25 protein-coding genes are annotated in these 24102 nt (G+C 68.1%); 15 read left to right on the top strand and 10 right to left on the bottom strand.

Going from position 1 to position 24102, the window contains the following annotated elements; all coding sequences use genetic code 11:
* Window positions 1-112 precede the first annotated feature (112 nt).
* A complete protein-coding gene (pdxR, locus tag AC6IW9_RS17820; RefSeq protein ID WP_497765601.1) occupies window positions 113-1618 on the top strand; it encodes a MocR-like pyridoxine biosynthesis transcription factor PdxR in 1506 nt (501 codons plus the stop codon).
* 48 nt (window positions 1619-1666) lie between these two features.
* Entirely contained in the window at window positions 1667-2545 is an 879-nt protein-coding gene (gene cysE, locus AC6IW9_RS17825; protein WP_497765603.1) for a serine O-acetyltransferase, read from the top strand.
* Here the strand turns inward: cysE and AC6IW9_RS17830 are convergent.
* Window positions 2533-2826 carry a hypothetical protein gene (locus AC6IW9_RS17830; RefSeq protein WP_497765607.1) on the bottom strand — a complete coding sequence of 98 codons (294 nt, stop codon included), beginning with the start codon at window positions 2824-2826 and terminating at the stop codon, window positions 2533-2535. The genes cysE and AC6IW9_RS17830 overlap by 13 nt on opposite strands.
* Before the next feature lie 444 nt (window positions 2827-3270).
* Here AC6IW9_RS17830 and AC6IW9_RS17835 point away from each other — a divergent pair, with 444 nt between their 5' ends.
* The gene (locus AC6IW9_RS17835) at window positions 3271-3750 is read left to right on the top strand and encodes a transposase (protein ID WP_497772553.1); all 480 of its coding nucleotides are present in this window, start codon (window positions 3271-3273) and stop codon (window positions 3748-3750) included.
* Here the strand turns inward: AC6IW9_RS17835 and AC6IW9_RS17840 are convergent.
* Together AC6IW9_RS17840 and mbfA are read right to left on the bottom strand one after the other, a co-directional pair.
* The gene (locus AC6IW9_RS17840) at window positions 3747-4628 is read right to left on the bottom strand and encodes a metallophosphoesterase family protein (RefSeq protein ID WP_497765610.1); all 882 of its coding nucleotides are present in this window, start codon (window positions 4626-4628) and stop codon (window positions 3747-3749) included. The two genes, AC6IW9_RS17835 and AC6IW9_RS17840, sit on opposite strands and share 4 nt — an antisense overlap.
* A gap of 9 nt (window positions 4629-4637) precedes the next feature.
* Window positions 4638-5609, bottom strand: coding sequence for an iron exporter MbfA (gene mbfA, locus AC6IW9_RS17845; protein ID WP_497765614.1), 972 nt, complete (start codon window positions 5607-5609; stop codon window positions 4638-4640).
* Between the two features lie 128 nt (window positions 5610-5737).
* On the opposite strand from mbfA, the gene AC6IW9_RS17850 reads away from it, so the two are divergent.
* Window positions 5738-6229, top strand: a complete 492-nt coding sequence (locus AC6IW9_RS17850) for an NUDIX domain-containing protein (RefSeq protein ID WP_497765617.1) — start codon at window positions 5738-5740, stop codon at window positions 6227-6229.
* Here AC6IW9_RS17850 and AC6IW9_RS17855 read toward each other — a convergent pair.
* Together AC6IW9_RS17855 and AC6IW9_RS17860 are read right to left on the bottom strand one after the other, a co-directional pair.
* Window positions 6220-6753: a GNAT family N-acetyltransferase gene (locus AC6IW9_RS17855; protein WP_497765620.1), complete on the bottom strand. Its 534-nt coding sequence runs from the start codon at window positions 6751-6753 to the stop codon at window positions 6220-6222. The two genes, AC6IW9_RS17850 and AC6IW9_RS17855, sit on opposite strands and share 10 nt — an antisense overlap.
* Window positions 6750-7313 carry a GNAT family N-acetyltransferase gene (locus AC6IW9_RS17860; RefSeq protein WP_497765623.1) on the bottom strand — a complete coding sequence of 188 codons (564 nt, stop codon included), beginning with the start codon at window positions 7311-7313 and terminating at the stop codon, window positions 6750-6752. Before AC6IW9_RS17860 ends, AC6IW9_RS17855 begins: the two co-directional genes overlap by 4 nt.
* A gap of 74 nt (window positions 7314-7387) precedes the next feature.
* Between AC6IW9_RS17860 and AC6IW9_RS17865 the strand changes: the two genes are divergently transcribed.
* The 3 genes from AC6IW9_RS17865 to AC6IW9_RS17875 all read left to right on the top strand — a co-directional run bounded on the left by AC6IW9_RS17865 (window position 7388) and on the right by AC6IW9_RS17875 (window position 10976).
* Window positions 7388-7885, top strand: coding sequence for a GNAT family N-acetyltransferase (locus tag AC6IW9_RS17865; protein WP_497765626.1), 498 nt, complete (start codon window positions 7388-7390; stop codon window positions 7883-7885).
* Between the two features lie 22 nt (window positions 7886-7907).
* A complete protein-coding gene (zapE, locus tag AC6IW9_RS17870) occupies window positions 7908-9041 on the top strand; it encodes a cell division protein ZapE (protein ID WP_497765629.1) in 1134 nt (377 codons plus the stop codon).
* A gap of 66 nt (window positions 9042-9107) precedes the next feature.
* On the top strand, window positions 9108-10976 hold the full coding sequence (locus AC6IW9_RS17875; protein ID WP_497765632.1) for an ABC-F family ATP-binding cassette domain-containing protein: 1869 nt from the start codon (window positions 9108-9110) through the stop codon (window positions 10974-10976).
* On the opposite strand, the gene AC6IW9_RS17880 is transcribed toward AC6IW9_RS17875, so the two are convergent.
* Entirely contained in the window at window positions 10968-11300 is a 333-nt protein-coding gene (locus AC6IW9_RS17880) for a GNAT family N-acetyltransferase (protein ID WP_497765640.1), read from the bottom strand. The genes AC6IW9_RS17875 and AC6IW9_RS17880 overlap by 9 nt on opposite strands.
* 280 nt (window positions 11301-11580) lie before the next feature.
* Between AC6IW9_RS17880 and AC6IW9_RS17885 the strand changes: the two genes are divergently transcribed.
* From AC6IW9_RS17885 to AC6IW9_RS17900, 4 genes are all read left to right on the top strand, one after another.
* Window positions 11581-12888: a FecR domain-containing protein gene (locus AC6IW9_RS17885; protein WP_497765646.1), complete on the top strand. Its 1308-nt coding sequence runs from the start codon at window positions 11581-11583 to the stop codon at window positions 12886-12888.
* A gap of 119 nt (window positions 12889-13007) precedes the next feature.
* A complete protein-coding gene (hflK, locus tag AC6IW9_RS17890; RefSeq protein ID WP_497765648.1) occupies window positions 13008-14123 on the top strand; it encodes an FtsH protease activity modulator HflK in 1116 nt (371 codons plus the stop codon).
* Window positions 14120-15025, top strand: a complete 906-nt coding sequence (gene hflC / locus AC6IW9_RS17895; protein WP_497765650.1) for a protease modulator HflC — start codon at window positions 14120-14122, stop codon at window positions 15023-15025. The genes hflK and hflC overlap by 4 nt, the downstream gene beginning before the upstream one ends.
* 233 nt (window positions 15026-15258) lie before the next feature.
* On the top strand, window positions 15259-16773 hold the full coding sequence (locus AC6IW9_RS17900; RefSeq protein ID WP_497765652.1) for a Do family serine endopeptidase: 1515 nt from the start codon (window positions 15259-15261) through the stop codon (window positions 16771-16773).
* 136 nt (window positions 16774-16909) lie between these two features.
* Here the strand turns inward: AC6IW9_RS17900 and AC6IW9_RS17905 are convergent, their stop codons facing one another.
* Both AC6IW9_RS17905 and AC6IW9_RS17910 read right to left on the bottom strand, forming a co-directional pair.
* Window positions 16910-17761, bottom strand: coding sequence for a 23S rRNA (adenine(2030)-N(6))-methyltransferase RlmJ (locus tag AC6IW9_RS17905; protein ID WP_497765655.1), 852 nt, complete (start codon window positions 17759-17761; stop codon window positions 16910-16912).
* 5 nt (window positions 17762-17766) lie between these two features.
* Window positions 17767-18459 carry a ribonuclease T2 family protein gene (locus AC6IW9_RS17910; protein ID WP_497765658.1) on the bottom strand — a complete coding sequence of 231 codons (693 nt, stop codon included), beginning with the start codon at window positions 18457-18459 and terminating at the stop codon, window positions 17767-17769.
* 222 nt (window positions 18460-18681) lie between these two features.
* On the opposite strand from AC6IW9_RS17910, the gene AC6IW9_RS17915 reads away from it, so the two are divergent.
* The 4 genes from AC6IW9_RS17915 to AC6IW9_RS17930 all read left to right on the top strand — a co-directional run bounded on the left by AC6IW9_RS17915 (window position 18682) and on the right by AC6IW9_RS17930 (window position 22360).
* On the top strand, window positions 18682-19191 hold the full coding sequence (locus AC6IW9_RS17915; RefSeq protein WP_497765661.1) for an SH3 domain-containing protein: 510 nt from the start codon (window positions 18682-18684) through the stop codon (window positions 19189-19191).
* Entirely contained in the window at window positions 19181-19606 is a 426-nt protein-coding gene (locus tag AC6IW9_RS17920; protein WP_497765664.1) for a hypothetical protein, read from the top strand. The genes AC6IW9_RS17915 and AC6IW9_RS17920 overlap by 11 nt, the downstream gene beginning before the upstream one ends.
* 489 nt (window positions 19607-20095) lie before the next feature.
* Window positions 20096-21409 (top strand): SGNH/GDSL hydrolase family protein, encoded by a 1314-nt coding sequence (locus AC6IW9_RS17925; RefSeq protein ID WP_497765668.1) that lies wholly within the window; start codon window positions 20096-20098, stop codon window positions 21407-21409.
* A gap of 342 nt (window positions 21410-21751) precedes the next feature.
* Window positions 21752-22360 (top strand): L,D-transpeptidase, encoded by a 609-nt coding sequence (locus AC6IW9_RS17930; protein ID WP_497765670.1) that lies wholly within the window; start codon window positions 21752-21754, stop codon window positions 22358-22360.
* A 51-nt stretch (window positions 22361-22411) separates the two neighbouring features.
* Here AC6IW9_RS17930 and AC6IW9_RS17935 read toward each other — a convergent pair whose 3' ends face one another.
* Both AC6IW9_RS17935 and AC6IW9_RS17940 read right to left on the bottom strand, forming a co-directional pair.
* Window positions 22412-22603, bottom strand: coding sequence for a hypothetical protein (locus AC6IW9_RS17935; protein ID WP_497765673.1), 192 nt, complete (start codon window positions 22601-22603; stop codon window positions 22412-22414).
* A 6-nt stretch (window positions 22604-22609) separates the two neighbouring features.
* Window positions 22610-24028 (bottom strand): glutamate synthase subunit beta, encoded by a 1419-nt coding sequence (locus tag AC6IW9_RS17940; protein WP_497765676.1) that lies wholly within the window; start codon window positions 24026-24028, stop codon window positions 22610-22612.
* Between the last annotated feature and the right edge of the window lie 74 nt (window positions 24029-24102).

A 24102-nucleotide genomic window follows, 5' to 3' on the forward strand; every position in this document is an offset into this window, starting at 1 on the left:
TGCGAAGGGTCCAGGCGCTCTCTTCAGGCCCTCTCTTGACATTTTCGGCTCGGCCGAACGAAGCTCGCAGCGGCCCTGCGACAACAACGAAAAGCCGAAACGGAGGGGTCCAATGCTGCGTCCATGGACCTTCAACCTGTCCGAACGCATCGATCCGCGCCGCGGCGCGCCGATCTATTTGCAGATCGTCCACGCGCTGATTCACGAGATCGAGCGCGGACGCCTCGTGCCCGGCGCGCCTCTGCCGAGCAGCCGCGAGCTGGCGGCGACGCTCGGCGTCAACCGCAAGACCATCGTCCTCGCCTATGACGATCTCATCGCGCAGGGGTGGTTCTCGACCGACCGCACGCGCGGGACCTTCGTCTCCGCGCAACTGCCCGAGACCCGGCCCGCGAAGAACGGCGCGCGCGCCGATTCCCGCTCTGCGGAATTCGCCTTTCGCGCGCCGCCCGAGCCGAGACTGGTCTATGCCGGCCAGGATCGCGTCGTCATCGACGACGGTCTGCCGGACCCGCGCCTCTTCTCGATCGACACGCTCCTGCACGCGCATCGCGAGGCGGGACGGCGCGCCGCGCGCTCCGGCGGGCTCGGCTATGGCGATCCGCGCGGCGCGCTCGAGCTCCGGCGCATGATTGCCGAAATGCTCGCGAGCCATCGCGGACTCGTGGTCGGCGAGGACGAGCTCTGCGTGACGCGCGGCAGCCAGATGGGCATTTTCCTCGCCGCGCGCGTTCTGCTCTCGCCCGGCGACGCCGTGCTCGTCGAAGGTCTCTCTTATGCGGCGGCGCGCGACGCTTTCGTGGCCGCGGGCGCGCAGGTCGTCGGCGTCGGGCTCGACGCCGAAGGCGTCAGAGTGGACGATATCGAGCGCGAATGCGCGCGGCGTCCCGTGCGCGCCGTCTATTTGACGCCGCATCACCAGTTTCCCACCACGGTTTCACTCACGCCCGAGCGGCGGCTGAAGCTGCTGCGGGTCGCGGCCGAGCATGGCTTCGCCATCATCGAGGACGATTACGACCATGAATTTCATTTCGAGCGCCAGCCGCTGCTGCCGATGGCGAGCTATGCGCCCGGACGCACGATCTATATCGGCTCCATGTCCAAGCTGCTGCTGCCGGGCCTGCGCGTCGGCTATATCGCCGCGCCCGCGGCGGTCGCGCGCGCCATCTCCCATGCGGCGGCGACGATCGATCGGCAGGGCAATGCGCTGACCGAACTCGCCATCGCAGAGCTCATCCGCTCCGGCGAATTGCGCCGCCATGTGCGCAAGGCGCGACAGATCTATGCGCGCCGCCGCGACGCGTTCGGCGCGTCTCTGCGCAACGCCTTCGGCGATCTCGTCGATTTTTCCGTACCCGAAGGCGGCCTCGCCTATTGGGCGCGCTTTCGCGACGAGGCGACGCTCGACGCGCTCGAGGAGAACGCCGTGCGCAACGGCCTGCGCATGCTGCCCTCGACCTGCTTCGCCGCGCCGCCGCAGACGGGCCGCGGCCTGCGCCTCGGCTATGGCAGCCTGGACGAGGCGGAGGCCGAGCGAGCGCTCCGGCGGCTCGCCGGCGCCGCGCCGAGCGCAGAGCCGGCCGAACTGGACGAAGCGGCCGCGAGGCGCCACATATGACCGGCTTCTCGCGGCCGGCGGCCGCGCCGATTGTGATCGAGGACGCGCATGGACGCCAATGAACCGACCGATCGCGACGAGCCGCACGCACAGACGCGTGCGGATGTGCGCATCCTCGTCGCCGGCGACGCGCTGTGGGCGCATATCCGCCAGGAGGCGGACGCAACAATGGCGCGCGACGCCGCGCTGGCGAGCCTCGTCATGGCGGCCGTCGTCAATCGCCGGTCTTTCGAGGACGCCGTCATCCACAGAATCGCGGCGCGGCTCGGCAATGGCGCCGTCCCGGCCGATATCGTCGTCGACGCGTTTTCACGCGCGCTCGACGACGACGCCTCGATCGGGGACGCATTCCGCGCCGACATCAAAGCGATCGTCGAGCGCGATCCGGCCTGCGGCCGTTTCATCGAGCCGCTGCTCTTCTTCAAGGGATTTCACGCGATCGAGACGCATCGCCTCGCCCATTGGTTGTGGACGAAGGGCCAGGCCGACTTCGCGCTCTATCTGCAGAGCCGTTCTTCGGACGCGTTCCAGACCGACATTCACCCCGCCGCCCGCTTCGGACGCGGCGTATTCCTCGATCACGCGACCGGCCTCGTGGTCGGCGCCACGGCGGTGGTGGAGGACGACGTCTCCATCCTGCAGAACGTCACGCTCGGCGGCACCGGCAAGGAGAGCGGCGACCGCCATCCCAAGGTGCGGCGCGGCGTGATGATCGGCGCCGGCGCGAAGATTCTCGGCAATATCGAGGTCGGCGCCTGCTCGCGCGTCACGGCCGGATCGGTGGTGCTGCGTCCCGTGCCGCGCAATGTCACCGTCGCCGGCGTGCCGGCCACGGTGATCGGCGCCGCCGGCTGCGCGGAGCCCGCGCGAGACATGGACCAGCTGCTGAGCCGGCTGTCCTACGATTCCTTCACCTATTCGATCTGAGGGCGCTCGGGCTTGGCGCGGCCGACGCGCGCGGCGAGTTCGCTGAAGGAGTCGGCGCCTTCGCTCGCGCCGAGCGCGAGACGCAGGAAACGGGCGGGGAAGCAGATGGCGTCGATATTGGCCTCGCGCAGGCGGCGCGGATCGGAAACGAGACGCTCCTCGACGCCGGCGAGCAGAACGTCGATCTCGCCCTCCTCGAAGACGCCCTTTTCGCGCAGCGCGCCGAACAACGCCACGAGCGCGGCGTAGAGGCCTTCGAGCTGAAGATTGGCCGTGTTCATGATCGCCTCACTTGGTCGTGACCGATGAGAGACTAACCGCGAGTGCGAAGATTCGATCCCTTTCCAGAAGGATGAATCTCGACGCGCCCTCCTTCTCCCGCTCGCGGAAGGTGGCCCCGCGAAGCGGGGTCGGATGAGGGAACGATCCGCCGCAGCAATCTCCGAGCTTCGACCATGCTGCGAATCGCAGCGGCCCATCCGTCGCGCATTCGCGCGACACCTTCTCCCGCAGGCGGCACGGTTGTCTGGGGAATGAGTCGATAGGCCGCAGGCGCATGCCCGGTTCTTCCGCGGCGTCTTCGCCGATCTATTCGCGCCTCTTCGTTTCGCGCCCCGAGAGCAACACCCGCTTCGCCGAGGCCGCGGATCGGGATATGCAGGAGACGCGCGGCGAAGGCTACACCGTGCTGCGGGACTGCGAAGTCCGATTCGCCAGCAAGGACGATTCGAAGCTGCCGATGCGACCGCGTCGCCTGCACATTCGACGTGACGCGGCAGCCGCAGGAGATCGTCGTGCTCACCAACGACATGACGCGTTCGGTGGTCGAGATCGCCGCGCTCTACAAGGCGCGCTGGGGCATCGAGCTGCTGTTCCGCTGGATCGAGCAGCATCTCGACATCCGCAAGTTCCTCGGCGAGAACGAGAACGCCGTGCGGCTGCAGCTCATCGCGGCGATGATCGCCTTCGTGCTGCTGCGCATCGCCGCCCACCGTCACGACGTCGAGCCGCCGCACCTGCGGTTCTCGGAACTCGCCGGCAGGTTTCCGTTCGAGCGGCGACCGATCGGAAGGCTCCAACGGCCACCGCCCAAATATCGGGCCGCCCGCCGCTGGGTATCCCCCAGACAACTCGAGAGAGCCTATGCCCGACTTTCCCCGGACAGCCGTGCGCACAGCGGGAGAAGGAAACGCCCGTTCTGCTAGAGATCGAGCGGCCCCAGATCCTCGACCGTCTCGCGGCCTTCGCCGATGCCGCGTGAGCGGCCCGTCACGACGACACCCTGCTCGTTTCGTTCGATCGAATAGAGATTATAGGCGGCCGCCCGATAATGCGCGCCGGGCCTGGCCGAGGCGGAGGCGGTTCCGACCACCGGCGTCGGGCCGTCGCGGCCCGGCAGCCGATGCACGCTGATCGCATGATTGTGGCCGTGCAGCACCAGTTCGGCGCCGCAGCGGGCGATGACGGCCTCGAAGTCGCCGGCGTCGTCGAGGCCGCGCAGCGGGCGCGCGCCGCCCCGGTGCGGCGGATGATGCAGCAGCACGACGCGCGCGAGCCCCTCGCCCCGAGTCTGCTCGAGCAGCGCCCCGAGCCGTTCGATCTGCGCCGCGCCCAACCGCCCCGAGGCGACGAAAGGCGCCGTCGGCACGGCCGAATCGAGGCCGATCAGCGCAATGCCGTCACGCCGGCGCAAGTAGGGAAAGCCCTCGCCTTCCTCCGAACTCGTCCAGGGCGCGAAAGTCTGCGCGACGCGCGCCGCTGCGGCGCGCACATAGGCGTCGTGATTGCCGGGCGTGAAGCTCACATGCTCGGGCAGACCGAGAGCGGCGAGCCAGTCGCGCGCCGCTTCGATTTCGGCGTCGAGGCCGATATTGACGATGTCTCCGGTCATTACGACATGGTCGGGCTTCTGCGCCGCAATATCGGCGACGATGCGCTCCAGTACGCCCATGTCATGGAGCTGCGCGCGCTTGCTCAGCCAGTTGGCGTAGCCCGTGATCCGCTTGGAGACGAGCTCACCGAGACGAGGGCGCGGGATCGGGCCGATATGGGCGTCGGAGAGATGGGCGAGAAGGAAGGCCATTGTGGGACCTCAAGCGCCGCCGATCAGCACGCCGGCGGCCAGCACGATGGCGCCGCCGAGCACGATCTGAAAGACGGCCTGCAGGAAGGGCGTGTCCATATAGCGCGCGCGGATGAAGGCGATCGCCCAGAGTTCGACGAACACCACTGCGGCGGCGATGGTCGTCGCGATCCTGAAATGATCGGGAATCGAATCCGGCACGAGATAGGGCAATGTGTGGCCGAGGCCGCCGAGCGCGGTCATCAGCCCGCTGACGCCGCCGCGCAGCAGCGGCGAGCCGCGTCCGGTCAAGGACCCGTCGTCCGAAAGCGCTTCGGCGAAGCCCATGCTGATGCCGGCGCCGATCGAGGCGGCGAGGCCTACGAGAAACGTCTCCCAATTGTTCTGCGTGGCGAAGGCGGCCGCGAACAGAGGCGCGAGCGTCGAGACGGAGCCGTCCATCAGCCCCGCGAGCCCCGGCTGCACATATTGCAGGATGAAGAAGCGCCGATAGGCGACGTCCTCGTCCTTGCGCGCGCCAGGGGTGAGGATGGTCGCGCCGAGGCGCACGGCGAGCGACTCGTGCCCCTGCTCCGCCGCGGCGAGATCGCCGAGCAGCTCGCGCACGCCGACGTCGGTCGCCCGCTCCGCCGCCTTCTGGTAGAAGCGCGCGCTCTCATATTCCATCACCTCCGCTTCCTTGCGGATCGTGTCGAGCGGGAGGTTGCGGGTGAGCCAGATCGGCCGGCGGCGCAGAAAGCCCTTCACATCCTCGCGGCGGATCGGCGGCAGATTGGGGCCGAAGCGCTTGTGATAGAGGCCGAGCAGCGCGTGGCGGTGCGCGGCCTCCTGCTCGGCCATCTGCTCGAAGACGTTCGCCGAGGCGGGATAGCGCTCGGCGAGATCCTCGGCGAAGCTGAGATAGATGCGGCCGTCCTCCTCCTCCGAGGCGATCGCGACGGCGAGAATCTCGCGCTCGGTGAGTTGGGAAAGGGCTTTCAAGCGGAACGGCTCCTTGCGGGCGGCGCCGGATCGGGGCTAGGCAGGCGCGGGGCGATGCGACGAGATTGGAAGCCTTCTAGAATGAGCGCGACCGAAAGGCCAGCAGAGACCGCCTGCCGCGAGGGACGATGAGCGAAAGGCGCGACGCCCGGAACGGCGGCTTGCTGAGCCGGCTGACCACCCGGCTCATCACCTATGGCGCGCTGGCGGCCCGTCCGATGACGCTCGGCGTGCGCGGACTCGTCGTCGACCCGGACGGCCGCGTGCTGCTGGTGCGGCACACTTACGTCTCCGGCTATTACTTGCCCGGCGGCGGCGTCGAGGCGGGCGAGACGATCGAGCAGGCGCTGGCGCGCGAATTGTCGGAAGAAGGCAATATCGCGCTGGAAGGACCGGCCGAGCTGCGCGGACTTTATCTCAACCGGCGCGTGTCGCGGCGCGATCATGTCGCTTTGTTCGTCGTGCGCGCCTTCCGTCAGACCGCGCCGCGCGGTCCGGACGCGGAGATCGCCGAGGCCGGCTTCTTCGCGCTGGACGCTCTTCCGGAGGGAGCGACGCGCGCGACGCGCGAGCGGCTCGCCGAGGTTCTAAGCGGCGCGGCCGTCTCGCCTTATTGGTGATCGCAGAGCTTGGCGAGGTCGCGCCAGCAATAGGCGAGTTGCGCCGCGCCGCGCCGAGAGGTCTCGCGGCCGAAGCGTCGCCCCCCGATTGTTTCGTAGAAGCGGCGCGCCGGAATATTGTCGCGCAGCACGACGAGGCTCGCCCATTTCAGCCCTTCCCCGCGCATCTGCCGGGCCATGCGCCCCATCAGCGCGCGGCCGAGGCCGCGGCGCTGTGCGGCGCGGAGCAGATAGATCGCCGAAACCTCGGCCCCACGGCCGAGCCGCCCGCGGAACGCGAATTCTTGTGCGCGCCACGCCGAAAAGCCGGCCGCGGCGCCTTCGGCGTCGAACACGAGCAGCACATTCGATCGTTCCGCCGCAAAAGTCGCACGCCAATGCGCGCGGCGCTCGTCCAGCGTCAGCTCCGCCATCGTCTCATCGGGAATGAGGCCCGTGTAGGTCTCGCGCCAGCAGGAGAGATTCAGCACGGCGACGGTCTCGGCGTCCGGCGCCGCGGCGGAACGGATATGGAAATCTCTCACCAGGACCTCGCCGGGGACGGGTCGATCAGCAGGCCGAGATCGCGCCAGCCATAGGCGACCTCCGGCACGCCGCACCACAGGCCTTCGACGGCGATTTTGCGGCCGCCGAGCCTCTCGTAGAAGCGCCGCGCCGAGAAATTATGGCGCAGCACCCAAAGGCTCGCCCATTCGATCCCGCGCGCGCGCAAATCCTCCGCCATCCGCCGCATGAGCCGCCGCCCGAGGCCGCGGCGCTGCGCCTCTCTCAGCAGATAGATGGCCTGGAACTCGCCGGCATAGCCCCGCTCTGCGAGGACTTCGCTCTGCTGCGCGCCGCTGGCGCAAAAGCCGGCCGGAGCGCCGTCCTCGCGCAGCGCGAGAAACACGCTCGGCGCCGGCCGCCCCTCCTCCGCGTCGCGGAGCGTCCGCCGCCATTGGGCGAGTCGCATGTCGAGCGTATAGGCGGCGAGAACCTCCGCCGGCGCCAAAGTCGCATAGCTCTCCGCCCAGGCCGCGACATGGAGTCCAGCGATCGCATCGGCGTCGGCATATGTCGCCGGTCTGATCTCGAGGTCGCTCATGAGGGCGTTTCAGCAAGACCGAGGCCAGCGACGCTCTTTTCCAGCGGGCGCGGCGCATGTTATGCGCGCTCGTCATGATCGATCTCGTCATCCGCTTCTCGCCGCAGACGCCGTCCGACGCCCCCGCCATCGAAAGGCTCGAGGAGCGGGCCTTCGGTCCTGGCCGCTATGCGCGCACGGCCTATCGGCTGCGCGAGGGAGTCGAGGCCGATCTGGCGCTCTCCTTCGTCGCTCATGTCGGAACGCTTCTGGTCGGCGCCAACCGCATGACCGAAATATTGATCGATTCCACGCCTGCGCTGTTGCTCGGACCGCTGACGGTCGAGCCGGCCTTCCGCTCCCAGGGCCTCGGCGAGGCGCTGGTGAAGAAATCGCTCGACGCGGCGCGGGAGACCGGCCATGGTCTCGTTCTGCTCGTCGGCGATCTCGATTATTACGCGCGCCTCGGCTTCGGCCGCGTTCCGCGCGGCAAGATCGTGATGCCCGGCCCGGTCGATCCCGAGCGCCTGCTTTTTTGCGAGCTGCGCGAGGGCGCCTTGGCGGCGGCGAGCGGCCGGATGCGCCGGCTGTAAGAACCTCCCGGCCACCGAAACGATGACGACGCGTCGTCCCCTCCTCGCGCGATATGAAGCGCTCGTCGCCGACGGCGCGCTCGAGCGCGATCCCGCCCAGATCGCGGCGCTCGCACAGCTCGAGGCGCTGGCGCTGCGCTTGTCGGAGCCGGAGCCGGCGGGAATCGGCGCACGGCTGCGCGCCCTGCTGCCCGGCGGCGCGCGCGAGGCGCCGCGCGGCCTCTACATTCACGGGCTCGTCGGCCGCGGCAAGACGACGCTGATGGATCTGTTCTTCGACGCGCTCGCCGTCGAGGCGAAACGCCGCGTGCATTTCCACGCATTCATGGCCGAAGTCCATGCGCGCCTGTTGCGCGCGCGCCGCGGCGGAGACGTCGATCCGCTCGCACGCGTCGCCCGCGACCTCGCGCACGAGGCGCGCGTCCTGTGCTTCGACGAGTTCTCGGTAACCGACATCGCCGACGCGAGCATTCTCTCGCGGCTCTTCACCGCGCTGCTGGCGCGGCGCGTCACGGTGGTGGCGACCTCCAATGTCGAGCCGCGCCGGCTCTACGAAGGCGGACGCAATCGCGATCTGTTCCTGCCCTTCATCACGCTCGTCGAGACGCGGCTCGACATCGTGCGGCTCGACGCGCGCGCCGATTTCCGGCTGGAGAAGCCGGCGCTCGGTCAAATCTATTTCGCGCCGGCGGACGACTTCGCGCGCGCGGCGATCGACGCGCTGTTCGCCGAGATCGCCGGCGTCGCGAAGGGCGCGCCGACGTGGTTGCGCGTCGGCGGCCGCGACGTCGAGATTCCCGAGGCGGCCGAAAGAGTCGCGCGCTTCGACTTCGCGGACCTCTGCTCGCGCCCGCTCGGCGCGGCCGATTATTTCGCTCTCGCCGAGGCCTTCGACACGATCATGATCGAGAATATACCGGCGATGAATTTCGACCGCCGTAACGAGGCGAAACGCTTCATCACGCTCGTCGACATTCTCTACGAGACGAAGACGCGGCTCGTGCTCTCGGCCGAGACGAAGGCGGACGTGCTCTATCGCGCGCCGACGGGGCACGAGGCGCAGGAATTCGCCCGCACGGCTTCGCGGCTGATCGAGATGCGATCGGACGCCTATCTGTCGCAGCGGGCGCGCCCCGCGACGACCAGCCCGGCCTAGCGGCCCCGCCTCTCGCCGATCGGCGACGATTGCGCCGGCGGCGCGAATTGCCCTACACGGGACCCCATGCTCTCGATCGACGATCTCACCTACCGGCTCGGCGACCGGGTCTTGTTCGACAAGGCCGGCGTGTTCCTGCCGCCGCGCGCCCGCGCGGGCTTCGTCGGCCGCAACGGCGCCGGCAAGACGACGCTGTTCCGGCTCGTCTGCGGCGAGATCGCTCCCGAGAGCGGAACCATCTCCCTGCCCGCGCGGATCAGGCTCGGACGCGTCGAGCAGGAGGCGCCGGGCGGGCCGACCGCCCTCGTCGATTTCGTGCTCGCCGCCGACATGGAGCGGGCCGATCTGCTCGCGCGCGAGACGCTCGCGAGCGATCCGCACGAGATCGCCGAGATCCAGACGAGGCTCGTCGACATCGAAGCCCATGCCGCGCCGGCGCGGGCCGGCGCCATTCTCTCCGGCCTCGGCTTCGACGCGCAGGCGCAGCAGCGGCCGCTATCCGAATTCTCCGGCGGCTGGCGCATGCGGGTCGCGCTCGCAGCCGTTCTGTTCGCGCAGCCGGAGCTGCTGCTGCTCGACGAGCCGACCAATTATCTCGATCTCGAAGGGACGCTCTGGCTGGTCGACTATCTCTCGCGCTATCCGGCGAGCGTCATCGTCATCAGCCACGACCGCGACCTGCTCGACGCCGTCGCCACTCATATTCTGCATCTCGAGCGCGGCAAGCTCACGCTCTACAAAGGCGATTACAGCTCTTTCGAGAAGCAGCGGCGCGAGGCCCGAACGCTCGCGGCCAAGGCCGGCAAGAAGCAGGAGGAGCGCCGCCGCGAGCTGCAGGCCTTCGTCGACCGTTTCCGCGCCAAGGCCACCAAGGCGCGGCAGGCGCAGTCGCGCCTCAAAATGCTCGCCAAACTGGAGCCGGTCGCCGCCGTCGTCGACGACGAGATCCTGCCGATCCGCCTGCCCTCGCCCGAGAAGCCGCTGTCGCCGCCGATCATCGCGCTCGACAAGGTCGCGGTAGGATATGGCGACCGCACCGTGCTCGCGCGCCTCTCGCTCAGCCTCTCGAACGACGACCGCATCGGCCTGCTCGGCGCGAACGGCAACGGCAAATCGACCTTCGCCAAGCTGCTCGCCGGCCGGCTCGAAGCGAAGAGCGGCCACATGGTGCGCGCCGCCAGATTGGAGGCCGGCTTCTTCGCCCAGCATCAGATCGACGATCTGAACGAAAAGGACACGCCCCATTCCGTCTTCGCCGCCCTGATGCCCGGCGCGCCGGAGGCGCGCATCCGCGCCCGCGCCGCGCAGACCGGCTTCTCCGGCGCGCGGGCGGACACCAGGGTCGAGCATCTCTCGGGCGGCGAGAAGGCGCGGCTGCTGCTCGGCGTCGCCTCCTTCGGCGGCCCGCATCTGCTCATTCTCGACGAGCCGACCAATCATCTCGACATCGACAGCCGCGCCGCGCTGATCGAGGCGATCAACGCCCATGAGGGCGCGATCGTGCTCGTCTCGCACGACCGCTATCTGCTCGAGGCCTGCGCCGATCGTCTGTGGCTCGTCGAGGGCGGAACCGTTCAGGCCTTCGACGGCGATATGGACGATTACGCGCGATTGGTGCTCGGCCGCGCCGGCGGAGACGGCCGGAAGGACCGCGAGTCGCGGGAGGACTCATCGGCGGAGAGGCGCGGAAAGCCTCCGCGCAAGGACGCCGGGCAGGCGCGCCGGCGCCTCGCGGCCGCCGAAGAGCGCGTGCAGAAGCTCGGTGAGCTGCTGGCGCGCGTCGACGCGGCGCTCGCCGACCCGCAGGCTTTTTCGCGCAATCCGCAGGAGGCGAGCCGCCTCTCGCAGCAACGCGCCGAGCTCGCCGACGCGCTGGCCGGCGCCGAGGAGCAATGGCTGAGGCTCGCCGACGAGGCCGAGAGCGCCTCAGGCTGACCTGCGCGGCGCCGCCAGCAGATCGGCATATTCCGGGTGGCGGACGATGTAATCGGCGACGAACGGGCATTCGGGAACGATCTTCAGCCCGCGCGCCCGCGCCCAATCCAGCGCGCCGCGGACGAGCTGCGACGCGGCGCCCCGGCCGCGCAGCGGCTCCGGCGTGTAGGTGTGGACGAGAACGATGGCGTCGGGGGTGAGCCGATAATAGGCGACCGCCGTTCCCTCGTCGAAATCGAGCTCGAAGCGATCGAGCTCGACATTGTCGTGAATGGCGCCATGCGCCTTGCCGCTCGGGCGGTCCAGTCGGACGATCGAATTCATCGCGAAGTCTCCTGGATAAGCCCCTCTCCCCGTCGCCGAGCCCATGCTCAGCAAGACGCGGGCCACTGGAATGGAGGGGAGGCGAGGCGCCTCGCGGGACGGATATAGGAGGTCGACTGTCGATTTTCCGTCAACGGCGCGCGCATTTTCAGCCGCTCTGTCGCTCTTTCGACGATCCGTGACGCGACGACGTCGGCGCGGCTGTTGGCATTGCCGCCCGGCCGAGCTAAAGTCGGACGAATCCGTAAGGGGATTCGCGGAACGACGGCTCGGGGCGCGCATGAACAGACTTGCGGCGATGGCTTTTCTGTGCGCGACGCTCGCGTCTCCGGCTTCGGCCGCGACCAAGATCGGCGGCGCGACGGCGATCGAGAAGGATGTGCGCGGCGATTCGGGCGCCGGCGCGAAGAAGCTCGGCGTGGGCGACGCCGTCTATGCGGACGAGATCCTGACGACCGCGGCGGCGAGCCGCGGCAAATTCGTCTTCGACGACCGCACCAATCTGCAGATGGCGCCCTCATCGCGCGTCAAGCTCGACAGCTTCGTCTATTCCGGCGGCAAGGGCGTCGTGTTCAACGCGGCCAAGGGCGCTTTCCGTTTCGTCGGCTCCCCCAAGGGCGGCCACGACTATGATGTCCGCACGCCGACGGCGACGATCGGCGTGCGCGGCACCAGCTTCGCCGTGCGCGTGCTGGGCGGCCGCACCGACGCCGTGCTCTACGGCGGCGTGATCGAGGTCTGCAGCATCGCCACGGGCCAGTGCCGCACGCTCGATTCCGCCTGCACCTTCGTGACCGTCACGGGCTCGGGCGTCACTGCGCCGAAGACCGTCGGGAAGAAGGACTGGAGCTTCGATTCGACCTGCCGCGGCCCCGGCCGCCGGGGCGACAACGCGCCGCCCGCCAATGCGCCGCCGGCCGGTCCGGGCAGCCCCGGCGGCGAGCCGCCGGCGGTTCCGCCCTTCGAGTGGGGCGGGCCTTCCTTCGGCTTTACCGCGGGCACGGCCATCGGCGACGGCGAGTTCGCAGATCCGGTGCCGATGAAGGGCGCCGGATTCCTCGGCGGCCTGCGCCTCGGCTATGACTTCAAGCTCACGCCGGAGATAGTGGTCGGCTTCGAGACGGACGCGCAATATCGCAGCGACCTCGGCGGCGGCTCCAACGGCCACGGCTCGATCTCGGGCGTTCGCGGCGGCTATCTCGGAACCTTCCGCGGGAGGCTCGGCTATATTTTCGACCGCTGGCTGGTCTATGGGACGGGCGGCCTCGCCTACGGCCATATCCTCGCGCCGAGGACGTTTTCGGGCTCGGGCGTGATCAATTCCATCCCCACTTATGGAACGAGCCGGAGCTATGAGTTCCTGCCGGGCTGGACGGTCGGAGCCGGCGTGCAGTTCGCCCTCGCCCAAGGGCTCTCGCTGCGGGCCGAATATCTCTACACCCAGCTCCAGCACAGCAGTCCGACCTATCTGACGAGCGTCGTGCCCTATCCGGTCGACGTCTGCAACAAGACGGCGATGCACGGTCTGCGCGTCGGCGTCGATTTCGGCTTTTCGCTCGCCGATCTGCTGGCGCGTCCCGCGCGCTGAGGATATCCCGCGCCGGTTCGCGCGGGAGCGATTGCCGTCGCTCCCGCGAGCGCCTATAAACTCTCGGCGTCCCGCGGAGGCGGAACGCATTCGATTCCCCGCCGAGCCATCGAGACGACATGCCCTGGAGCAATCAAGGCGGTCCGCGCAAGCCCAATGACAACGGCCCCTGGGGCCAGCAGAATCCGTGGGGCGCCCCCGGCGGCGGCCCCCCGGATCTAGAGGAGCTGCTGCGCCGCAGCCAGGAGGGGCTGCGGCAAATTCTGCCCTCCGGCTTCGGCGGACGCGGCCTCGCGATCCTCACGCTCCTGACCCTGCTCGCTTGGCTCGCCAGCGGCTTCTACACGGTGGGCCCGAACGAAGTCGGGCTCAACATGATCTTCGGCAAATACCGCGGCAAGACGCAGGCCGGCCTCAACTACAATCTGCCATCGCCGGTCGGCTCCGTCGTCAAGCTCGCCGTCACCGACCGCAATGTCATCGACATCGGCTTTCGCGAGCAGCCCGCGACGCGGCGCGGCGGCCCCCAGAGTCCCGACGCGCCGGAAGAGAGCCTGATGCTCACCGGCGACGAGAACATCGCCGACGTGAAGTTCCGCGTGTTCTGGCAGATCGACCCCGCCAAGCCCGAAGATTTCGCCTTCAACGTCGCCGGTCCGCAGGCGACGGTGAAGGCGGTGGCCGAGAGCGCCATGCGCGAGATCGTCGGCCAGTCACAGATCCAGAAAATTCTCACCGCCGACCGCAAGCTGATCGAGCCGGCCTGCCAGCAGCTCATGCAGAAGGTGCTCGACGATTATCACAGCGGCGTGCTGGTGCTGCAGGTGCTGCTGTTGTCGGTCGACCCCCCCGCCTCGGTGATCGCCGCCTTCCGCGACGTGACGGCCGCCCAGCAGGACTTGCAGCGCCTCGGCAACGAGGCCGAGGCCTACGCCAATCGCGTCGTGCCGGAGGCGCGCGGCGCGTCGGCGCGCATCCTGCAGGAGGCCGAGGCCTATCGCGAGCAGATCGTCGCCGAGGCGCGCGGCCAAGCGTCGCGCTTCGACCAGATCTACGCCGAATATAAGAAAGCGCCCGCCATCACCCGCCAGCGGCTCTATCTCGAAACGATGGAGCGCGTGCTCGGCGGCGCCGACAAGGTGATCATCGACGAATCGGCCTCGGGCGCCGGCGGCTCGGGCGTGATCCCGTACCTGCCCCTGCCCGGCTTCGGCGCGCAAGGAGGCCGCAAGTGAGAGGCGTTTCCTTCCTCCTCGCCATTTTGATCCTCGCGGGGCTGATCGCCGCAGGCGGCGCGCTGTTCACCGTCGCGCAGACCGAGCAGGCGCTGGTGCTGCGCTTCGGCGAACCGGTCGCGGGCCGCGGCCTCGTCACCGAGCCCGGCCTGCACTATAAATTTCCGATCATCGAGAATGTCATCTATCTCGATAATCGCATCCTCGACGTGGAGAGTCCGAGCCTCGAGGTGCTCGCTTCCGACAACCAGCGGCTCGAGGTCGACAGTTTCATCCGCTATCGCATCGTCGATCCGCTGCGCTTCTATCAGTCGGTCGGCGGCATCGCCGGCGCCAACAACCAGCTCGCCTCGGTGCTGAACTCGGCGGTGCGCCGCGTGCTGAGCGAGGCCAATCAGCGCGAGATCGTGCGCGACGAGCGCGCCGGCCTGATGGTCAAGATCAAGGAGCAGGCCAATCTCGAGGCGCGCAAATTCGGCGTCACCGTCGTCGACGCGCGCATCCGGCGAGTCGATCTGCCTCAGCAGATTTCCGAGAAGGTCTATGGCAGAATGCAGACCGAGCGCGCGCGCGAGGCGGCCGAATATCGCGCGCAAGGCGCCGAGCAGGCGCAGAAGATCACCGCCAAGGCCGATCGCGACGTGATCGTGCTCAAGGCGGAGGCGCAGCGCGAGGCCGATCGGATCAAGGGCGAAGGCGACGCCGAGCGCAACCACATCTTCGCCGAAGCTTTCGGCAAAGACGCGGATTTCTTCTCCTTCTACCGCTCCATGCAGGCCTATGAGAGCGCGCTGAAGACCAGCGACACGCGATTCCTCATCGGCCCCCGCTCGGAATTCTTCCGCTATTTCGGCGCGGCGGGCGGCACGAGCCGCGAAGAGCCGGCGCCGCAGAAAAAGTAATTCCGGATTTCGTATCGAAAAGGTAAGGTAAAAAGTCGAATACGCCCAATTCTCGCCGCTTTGCTGGCAGAGTGCCAACAGCGCGGCGAAGCGGGCCCGCCCCGATGTCTCGGCCCTTTCCCCCGGCCGCCGCGCGGATGCGCAACGCCGATCGTGATACGAGTGGCGGGATCGGCCGAAGGCGAGGACGCGACGCGCCCGAACGGAAATCGCGTCTCAGGAGAGCAAGAGTTATGATATCAGCGGCCAGCGTTTGGATTTTCTCGGCGACCGGAGTCCGGCGCGCGCTCGCCGCGCTGCTCGTTCCCTGCTTCGCCGGCCTGCTGGCGATTGCGCCGGCGGCGGCCAAGGGCCCCGATACGCTCGCCGATCTCTCGGCGACGGTGCAGGACGCAGTGGTCAATATCTCCGCGACGCAGACCGTCGACCCCAAGAGCGCGCACAAGGGCGGCCCCGACTCCGGCCCCGGCGGTCCGCCCGGCACGCCTTTCGACGATCTGTTCGAAGAGTTCTTCCGCCGTCGCCAGCAGGGACAGGGCGCGCCGGAGCTGCCGCGCCCGCGCAAGTCGAGCTCGCTCGGCTCGGGCTTCGTCATCGATCCGGCCGGAATCATCATCACCAACAATCACGTGGTCGCCGACGCCAATGAGGTGACGGTGATCTTCACCGACGGCCAGAAGCTCAAGGCCGAGATCCTCGGCAAGGATCAGAAGGTCGATGTGGCCGTGCTCAAGGTGAAGCCCGACAAGCCGCTGAAGGCGGTCAAATTCGCCGACAGCGACAAGGCGCGCGTCGGCGACTGGGTGCTCGCCGTCGGCAATCCCTTCGGTCTCGGCGGCTCGGTGACGGCGGGCATCGTCTCGGCCCGCAACCGCAATATCGACAGCGGACCCTACGACAACTACATCCAGACCGACGCCTCCATCAACAAAGGCAATTCCGGCGGACCGCTGTTCAACATGGACGGCGAGGTGATCGGCATCAATACGGCGATCCTGTCGCCTTCGGGCGGCTCGGTCGGCATCGGCTTCGCAACGCCCTCCAACACGGTGCAGCCGGTCATCGAGCAGCTACAGAAATTCGGCGAGACGCGCCGCGGCTGGCTCGGCGTGCGCATCCAGAAGGTCGACGACGCCATCGCCGAGAACCTCCAGCTCGGCCAGCCGCGTGGCGCGCTGGTGGCCGGCGTCGACGACAAGGGACCGTCGAAATCCGCGGGCCTCAAGGCCGGCGACGTGATCGTCAAATTCGACGGCAAGCCGATCAAGGAATCGCGCGATCTGCCGAAGCTCGTCGCCGCGACGCCGGTCGGCAAGGAGGTCGAGGTCGTCATCATCCGCGGCGGCAAGGAGCAGGCCAAGGCGATCAAGCTCGGCCGGCTCGAGGACGGCGAGAAGATCGCTTCGAACGGCTCGCCCGACGGCGGCCCGGCGGACAAGTCCTCGTCGCAGAAGACTCTCGGCCTCGAGCTGTCGAGCCTCTCGGACGATCTGCGCAACCGTTTCCAGATCAGGGATACGGTGAAGTCCGGCGTTCTCATCACCGGCGTCGATCCGCGCTCGGACGCCGCCGACAAGCGCCTGCAGCCCGGCGAGATTCTGCTCGAAATCAATCAGGAGCCGGTCGCCGATCCGAACGACGCGGTCAAGAAGGTGAAGGCGCTGAAGGACGGCGGCAAGAAATCCGCGCTGCTGATCGTCGCCAATGGCCAGGGCGACACGCATTTCGTGGCGCTGACCATCGACTGACGCCGGCGGGGCGCCGCGCCCCTGCTCGCGCTTCGCGCCGCGACGTCGCTGCGCGAAGCGGGGTGGGGCGTGGTTCGTTTCTCTCCGGCCGGCCGACGCCGACTCTGCGGCCGCGCAACCGAACCGAGGCGCGCGGCTATTCCCCGCTCACCGATTCGATCTCGAAGCCTGCGCCCGGCCCTTGCGCGAGCCGCTCGGCGAGAAAGGCGGAGAGCACGCGCGCGTCGTGAGTGAAAGTGAAGGGCGGATTGACGACGATGAGCGACGTCCGACGCAGCTTCTGATCTTCCGCCGCGCCGCCGACCGAAAGGTCGAGCCGCAAAATCTTCTTCACGCCGCTGGCGCGCAGCCGCTCGACGAAGGCGCGCGACTGCGCCTCGTCCTTGATCGGCCGCCAGAGCGCATAGATCCCCGTCGGCCATTTGCGATGCGCCTCGAGAAAGCTCGCGAGCATCTTCTCGGTCTCGTCGCGCCGCTCGAAGGGCGGATCGACGAGCACGAGGCCGCGCCGCTCCTTGGGCGGCGTGAAGGCGGAGAGCCCGACATAGCCGTCGAGACGGATCGTCTTCACCCGTTTGTCGCGCGAGAAGCGCGCCTGCAGCGCCTCGAATGCGTCCGGCCGCAATTCGCAGAAGATGGCGCGATCCTGCGCGCGCATGAGACGGGCGGCGATCAGCGGCGAGCCGGGATAGGGCGCGGGCCGCCCCTCGGCGTCGAGCGGACCGACGACCTCGAGATAAGGCGCGAGCAATTCGCGCGTCGCGGCGTCGGCGGCGGAGAGATCGGCGAGACGTCCGACGCCGGAGCGCCATTCGCCGGTGCGCTCGGCCTCGTCGGCGGAAAGATCATAGCCGCCCTCCCCCGCATGGGTGTCGATCACGCGGAACGGCGTCTCCTTGCGCGTGAGATAGAGGATCAGGCGCGCCAGCAGAGCATGCTTGAACACGTCGGCGAAATTGCCGGCATGGAACCCATGGCGATAATTCATCGGCTCTAGAGCGGCGGCGGGACCGTGATCTCGCCGCCCCGGCAGGCCTGCCGGGCGACCTCGGGACAGGCGCGGAACTCGCGCAGATCACGCGACAGGCACAGTCGCACCTCCTGCAGCGCGCCCTTGCGGCAGGTGACGGCGAGCATCCCGGGCCTCAGCCGCGGATTGGCGGCGACGAAGGCGCGCTGAATGTCGAGCGGCGCGAAAGTCTGCGCGGCGGCCGGACGCGCGAAAGACGCCGGGATCACGACGCTCTCCCATGCGCGCCGCACGTCGGCGAAATAATCGCTGGGACTCTTGCCGGAGCAGCGACCGTGCTTGCGCCATTCGTAGCGCGCGAGCCCTTCGTCGGGAAAGAGGCCCTCGGCATGCGCCAACGCGAACCGGGAAGGCGAGACGGGGCCGTCGCAATCGCTCGGGAAGCCATGCTCATATTGCGGCCACAGGCCATGCACGACGAACCCCTTGCCGGCGCCCGGCGCGCATTGGCGACGGCGCCGCGCGCCGTCGGTCTCGCAATAGCCCGGCGACCAGGAGAGACTGAGGACATAGAAGTCGAATTCCCCGACGCCACGGGGGATCGGACCGACCGTCCCATCCGCGGGATCGCCTCGCGCCACTTCCGGCCCGGCGAAAGCGACCGGGGCCGCGGCGAAAAAAGCGACGAGCGAACCGACGATGATGGGTCTGAGCATTCGTACGCTCCCCGTCGACAAGGAGAAAAAACTGCCTCGCCCGTCACGATCGTGGAATGGCCCTGTCGCGACGTCCCGTGGAGTCGATTGATGCCGGAGCGCGCAGTCGCGCGTCAAGCAGGTTCCGCATTTTCGCGACGCTCGATCATTGACAGGTCAATAGCCCACCCAAATAATGGGAATATCGATCCCGTCGGTCCCGAAGACGGAAGGAGCAAGGCGATGCGAATTGCGACGGTCATGGCATGCGCCTTCGCCGCCGCGATGTGCGCCGGCTCGGCGCTGAGCAAGCCCGCGTGCGTCTATCGGCCCGCCGCATTGCGGTCCGGCCCCGCGCAGGGCGAATATCTGATCGGAGTCATCCCGGCTTTCTCGCCCATCGTGCTGGTGAGGCGCGGCGAGACCTGGAGCCTCGTCTCTTTCGACGGCGAGACGGGCTATCTTTCGACGCGCGCCCTCTCGCGCGCGCAGGAGAAAGACGCCTCTCCACGGCGTTTCGACGAAGCGCTCAATCCGGCTCGCACGCTCGTGCGGGAGATCGATCCACTGTTCGGCGGGCCGTGGCTCGACCGGATCGCCGGCCGGCGGTCGGCGTTTCCGCGCGCGAGCTATTTCACCGGCTTTCGCCGCGCGTCTTGGACCAATATGAGCGAGGCGCGCGCCTATTCCGCGCCGGCGCCGGGATCGCCATGCGCGATCGCTTCGACATTGGGAGATCGTCATGAGCGATGAATGGGAGTATCAAATCCGCCTCGACCTCGCGGACGGATTCGCCGAGATCGCGCGGACCGATCCGTCGAGCGAAGCCGTGAGGCCGCTCGCGGAGATATTGACGAGGCACAACGCGGCGCTGCGCAATCAGTTCGACGCCTTCGCCGATTATGTCGCCGAAGCCGAGAGAGAAGGCGTCGAGCATTTTCCGCTCTACAAATGGACCAAGGCGACGGTCGAGAATCCGGAGAAGCAGGCCAGATATTCGCGCTCCTTCTCGCTTTATGTCGACGGCCGCGAAGTCTATCCCAAGGCCGCGGCGGATGCGCTCGAAGCCGAGCTGACGCCGCTCGTCGGCGGCGGATTGGTGACGAAGCTCTCCAAATACGACTCCAACCCGGAGAATAATCCACAGGCCCCGGCGCATCTGCGCTGAGCCGTCGCGGCGGGCCGCCGGCGCTTCGGGCCTTGGTCGTCGCTTCATGTCCTCGCAGGACGGTCGAGGACATGGGGCGCGTCGCGTCGCTCCGCTCGAATTCACTCTCCCATCGTCCAGTTCACGCTTTCTTTTCGGAGCAGGGCCGTCGTCTCGCTTGTCCGTCGCGGCCATTGCCGTTTTCAGCGCATCCGTCGCCAGCGCCGCCGCACAGAGCGCCGTTGGTCCTCTGATCGGCGCGCCCGCTTCGCTTCAAGCATTGGCCGAGCAAGCGGACGCTTGGGCGACGGGCCGTTCCCAACGCCACGGCCGTAGCCGACTCGTTTCTGCTCGGCTACTTCCATCGGCGTCAATTTCGCATTCACGCCCGCGGCGCGGGCCGCCCTTCGCCGACTTGGTCTCCCACCCACCCACGGGCGGGAGCGATTTCCCATCCCCTCGCAAGGGCGCGGATCGAAAAGCGCGCGTGGGCGCGCTATAATGCGGCGCATGAGATCGCCCTTCCGTCTCCCGTTTCGCCGGTGCGGCGCGCTTCTCGCGCTCGCCCTGCTGCTCGTCTTCGGCGCCGACGCCGCGCGGGCGCAGGACCCGTTCGGCGATTTCCTGCAAGGCATATTCGGCGGAGGACCATCCCCGCGGCAGGCGCGTCGCCCGCCCAATGCCGAGAGTCCGCGCATGCGGCGCCTCGTGCCTCATCGCGAATATGGCGCGCCGGCCTATTGGCGCGGCCAGACGCGCTCGGCCAAGAAGGCCAAGCCTGAGCAGCCGAGCGATCCCAACGCGCCGATCTTCCAGGTCGCAGTGATCGGCGACACGCTCGGCCAGCAACTCGCCGACGGTTTGGAGGAAGCCTATGCCGACCGGCCCGACGTGCGCATCCTCCATCGGGGCAAGGAGAGTTCGGGTCTCGTACGCGACGATTTCTTCGACTGGCCGAAAGCGGTGCGCGATATGCTGGCGGGCGAGGAGAAGATCGACCTCGCCGTGGTCATGATCGGCAGCAACGACCGCCAGGCGATCCATGAGGGAGGCCAGAGCTACGAGGCGCTCTCGCCGCCCTGGCGCCAGCGCTACGCAGATCGCGTCGACGCGATCCGCGCCGCTTTCAAGGAGAAGAAGATTCCGCTCGTCTGGGTCGGCCTGCCGGTGACCAAGAACGAGCATTTCTCCGCCGACATGGCCAAGCTCAACGACATTTATCGCGACCGCGCCACTCTCGACGGCGCGCCCTTCATCGATATTTGGGAAGCTTTCGCCGACGAGCGCAACCAGTATCAGGCCTTCGGTCCGGACATCAACGGCCGCATCGTGAAACTGCGCGCCGGCGACGGCGTGCACTTCACCGACGTCGGCGCGCGCAAGGTCGCGCATTTCGTCGAGGGCGAGATCAAACGCGCGCTGGAGGCGGCCCGCCAGCCGGCCTCGCCCGAGGCCGCGCCGGCGGCGCCCGAGGCCACGCCCGCGGGGGAAGCGGCCCTACCGGCCGAGGGGCCGCCGCAGGCCGCCGAGCCCGCCCCACAGATCGTCGCGCCGGGCGCCCCCGTTCCGGTCGCGGCGCCGACGCTGCCCGAGCGGCCGGCAATCGGCCCGGTGCAGCCGCTGACGACGGCCGCCGCCGCCGCCGATGGCGAGCTCGCGCGACGCAGCCGGCCCGCCTCCCCGCCAGCGGACGCCCGCGCCGCCGCCGCCCGAGCGCTCGTCGACCACATCTATTTGGAGGGCGGCGACCAGCCGACCCACCCCGGCCGCGCCGATGATTTTTCTTGGCCGAGGCGCGCGCCGAAGGAGGCCGAGCCGAATTGAACGAAGGCGCGGCTGCGCTCAGCCGTACCACCCTCTTGCCGTCAGCGTCCGGCCGTCATTGCGTCGCGCCGTCGGCTCTGGGTCGCGTATGGGAGATTACGGATTCTGATGATTTTCATGCAACGGACATCTTGTCGTTTCGACAGCCGTGATCATCCGCTTCCCGCCGAAACTCTTCCATGAACTCCACCCCGCCGTCGCCCGCTTTTTCCTCAAAATGAGGCGCTGCGATCAATCGACGATTCGATCTGCCGACAACGAAATCCCGCGGCCGAGGAACGTGGGCCCGCGCGCGTCATTTTGCTCTCGCTTCACCAACCCTTTGGTCGAAGGGAGAATATCATGGCAAATTCTTTGCGTGCGGGGGCGGCGGCGCTCGTCCTCGCGCTCGCCTGCGCGGGCTCGTCCGCGCAGGCGTTCGAAAATCCGCTCGCGCTTCTCTTCGGCGGCGGCGCCTCCCGCGTCTCCTACAGCGATGCGCATCTCGGCGGGGACTATGGGTCCGGCACACGGGCGGTCGTCGACGATCCGACACGCAGCCGACCCGGAACCATCACCGTCGACACGCGCAACCGCTATCTCTATCTGTCGATGGCCGACGGACGCGCCATTCGTTATGGCGTCGGCGTCGGACGGCCGGGCTTCACCTGGCGCGGCCATACGCATATCGGCCGCAAGGAGTCCTGGCCCGCCTGGACTCCGCCCTCCGCGATGCTGCGGCGCCGGCCGGACCTGCCGCGCCATATGGTCGGCGGCGCCAGTAATCCGCTCGGCGCGCGCGCCATGTATCTCTATTCCGGCAAGCGCGACACGATGTTCCGCATCCACGGCTCGAACGAGCCGTGGACGATCGGCCAAGGGGTCTCCTCCGGCTGCATTCGCATGATGAACGGCGACGTCAGCGATCTCTACAATCGCGTGAAGGTCGGAACGACCGTCAACGTGCTGTGAACGAGAGCGAACGGGCGGCGGCGGGGCCTTTCCCGCCGCCGCCCGCGCGCGTCAGCTCACGCAGTTGAGATTGGTCGTCGTCGTCATGCCGATCTGCAGGACGACCCATGCGCCGATCAGCATCCAGGCGATGCGCTTCTGCTTCTGCCCGTAGAGATAGGCGCCGGCGAGCGGCAGAGCGAGCAGCACATAGGGCACGATCGAGTTTCCAATATTCTCGCAATACCACAACGCCATCGGCATCGAACGTCACCTCGGTAGGTTTGTGCCGCCCATCAGATAGTCGTCGACCGCGGCGGCGCACTGACGGCCTTCGCGGATCGCCCAGACGACGAGCGACTGTCCACGCCGCATATCTCCGCACGCGAATGTTTTTTCGCGCGACGCCGCATAGGATTTCGTATCCGCCGCCACATTGCCTCGCCCGTCGAGCGTGACGCCGAGCGTCTCCAGCAGTCCCTCGCGCACCGGCGCGACGAAGCCCATGGCGAGTAGCACGAGATCGGCGGCGAGCGTGAAGGAGCTGCCGGGAACAGGCTGCATCTTGGCGTCGACACGCTCGCAGCGCAGTCCCGCCACCGCGCCGTCGCGGCCGGCGAACTCGCGTGTCGTCACCGCGAATTCGCGCGTCGAGCCCTCGTCATGCGAAGAGGAGGTGCGCAGTTTCAGCGGCCAGTCCGGCCAGGTGACGAGCTTGTTCTCCTTCTCGGGCGGACGCGGCATGATTTCGAGCTGCGTCACCGACAGCGCGCCCTGGCGCACCGAGGTGCCGATGCAATCCGAGCCCGTGTCGCCGCCGCCGATCACGACGACATGCTTGCCCGAGGCGAGAATGGGCTCATTGGTCGCGAGCGGCTCGCCGGAGATGCGGCGGTTCTGCTGCGGCAGGAAATCCATGGCGAAATGCACGCCGCGCAGTTCGCGTCCGGGAATGGGCAGGTCGCGCGGCTGCTCGGCGCCGCCGGCGAGGACGACGGCGTCATGGCCGTCGAGCAGCGCATCCGACGCGAGATCGACGCCGACATGCACGCCATAATGGAAGACGACGCCCTCCGCCTCCATCTGCGCGACGCGGCGGTCGATCAGATGCTTCTCCATCTTGAAGTCGGGAATGCCGTAGCGCAGCAGGCCGCCGGCCTTTGCGTTCTTCTCGTAGACATGCGCCTCGTGGCCGGCGCGCGCGAGCTGCTGCGCGGCGGCGAGGCCGGCGGGACCCGAGCCGACGATGGCGATGCGCTTGCCGGTCTTGCGCTTCGGCGGCTCGGGCGCGACCCACCCCGCCTCGAAGCCGCGGTCGACGATGGCGCATTCGATCGTCTTAATGGTGACCGGCTGATCGACGAGGTTCAGCGTGCAGGACGCCTCGCAGGGCGCGGGGCAGACACGGCCGGTGAATTCGGGGAAGTTGTTGGTGGAGTGCAGATTGGCGAGCGCCCGGCGCCAGTCGCCGTGATAGACGAGATCGTTCCAGTCCGGGATCTGATTATTGACCGGGCAGCCATTGTGGCAAAAGGGAATGCCGCAGTCCATGCAGCGCGCGGCCTGATTGCGCGTCGCCTCTTCCGAAAGAGCGATGACGAATTCGTCGTAATGGCGGATACGGTCGGCGGCCGGCTTATATTTGCGGTCCTGCCGGTCGATCTCGAGAAAACCGGTCACCTTGCCCATATCGTCGCCAACCTTCCGGCCGAGGCCGCTCCCCCGCGGGCGCCGCGACGCGCCCGTTCCCCTGTCCGATTTCT

It is taken from the genome of Methylosinus sp. shoA (genome assembly GCF_059718125.1).

Coding starts and splice junctions, on each gene's coding strand:
- AC6IW9_RS17935 (WP_497765673.1), bottom strand. CDS start 22,603: ATGCCGATGGCGTTGTGGTATTGCGAGAATATTGGAAACTCGATCGTG.
- AC6IW9_RS17850 (WP_497765617.1), top strand. CDS start 5,738: ATGAGCGAAAGGCGCGACGCCCGGAACGGCGGCTTGCTGAGCCGGCTG.
- AC6IW9_RS17840 (WP_497765610.1), bottom strand. CDS start 4,628: ATGGCCTTCCTTCTCGCCCATCTCTCCGACGCCCATATCGGCCCGATC.
- AC6IW9_RS17880 (WP_497765640.1), bottom strand. CDS start 11,300: ATGAATTCGATCGTCCGACTGGACCGCCCGAGCGGCAAGGCGCATGGC.
- AC6IW9_RS17920 (WP_497765664.1), top strand. CDS start 19,181: ATGAGCGATGAATGGGAGTATCAAATCCGCCTCGACCTCGCGGACGGA.
- zapE (WP_497765629.1), top strand. CDS start 7,908: ATGACGACGCGTCGTCCCCTCCTCGCGCGATATGAAGCGCTCGTCGCC.
- AC6IW9_RS17875 (WP_497765632.1), top strand. CDS start 9,108: ATGCTCTCGATCGACGATCTCACCTACCGGCTCGGCGACCGGGTCTTG.
- pdxR (WP_497765601.1), top strand. CDS start 113: ATGCTGCGTCCATGGACCTTCAACCTGTCCGAACGCATCGATCCGCGC.
- AC6IW9_RS17865 (WP_497765626.1), top strand. CDS start 7,388: ATGATCGATCTCGTCATCCGCTTCTCGCCGCAGACGCCGTCCGACGCC.
- AC6IW9_RS17885 (WP_497765646.1), top strand. CDS start 11,581: ATGAACAGACTTGCGGCGATGGCTTTTCTGTGCGCGACGCTCGCGTCT.
- AC6IW9_RS17910 (WP_497765658.1), bottom strand. CDS start 18,459: ATGCTCAGACCCATCATCGTCGGTTCGCTCGTCGCTTTTTTCGCCGCG.
- AC6IW9_RS17900 (WP_497765652.1), top strand. CDS start 15,259: ATGATATCAGCGGCCAGCGTTTGGATTTTCTCGGCGACCGGAGTCCGG.
- hflK (WP_497765648.1), top strand. CDS start 13,008: ATGCCCTGGAGCAATCAAGGCGGTCCGCGCAAGCCCAATGACAACGGC.
- AC6IW9_RS17860 (WP_497765623.1), bottom strand. CDS start 7,313: ATGAGCGACCTCGAGATCAGACCGGCGACATATGCCGACGCCGATGCG.
- AC6IW9_RS17830 (WP_497765607.1), bottom strand. CDS start 2,826: ATGAACACGGCCAATCTTCAGCTCGAAGGCCTCTACGCCGCGCTCGTG.
- AC6IW9_RS17940 (WP_497765676.1), bottom strand. CDS start 24,028: ATGGGCAAGGTGACCGGTTTTCTCGAGATCGACCGGCAGGACCGCAAA.
- AC6IW9_RS17905 (WP_497765655.1), bottom strand. CDS start 17,761: ATGAATTATCGCCATGGGTTCCATGCCGGCAATTTCGCCGACGTGTTC.
- AC6IW9_RS17930 (WP_497765670.1), top strand. CDS start 21,752: ATGGCAAATTCTTTGCGTGCGGGGGCGGCGGCGCTCGTCCTCGCGCTC.
- cysE (WP_497765603.1), top strand. CDS start 1,667: ATGGACGCCAATGAACCGACCGATCGCGACGAGCCGCACGCACAGACG.
- AC6IW9_RS17915 (WP_497765661.1), top strand. CDS start 18,682: ATGCGAATTGCGACGGTCATGGCATGCGCCTTCGCCGCCGCGATGTGC.
- AC6IW9_RS17925 (WP_497765668.1), top strand. CDS start 20,096: ATGAGATCGCCCTTCCGTCTCCCGTTTCGCCGGTGCGGCGCGCTTCTC.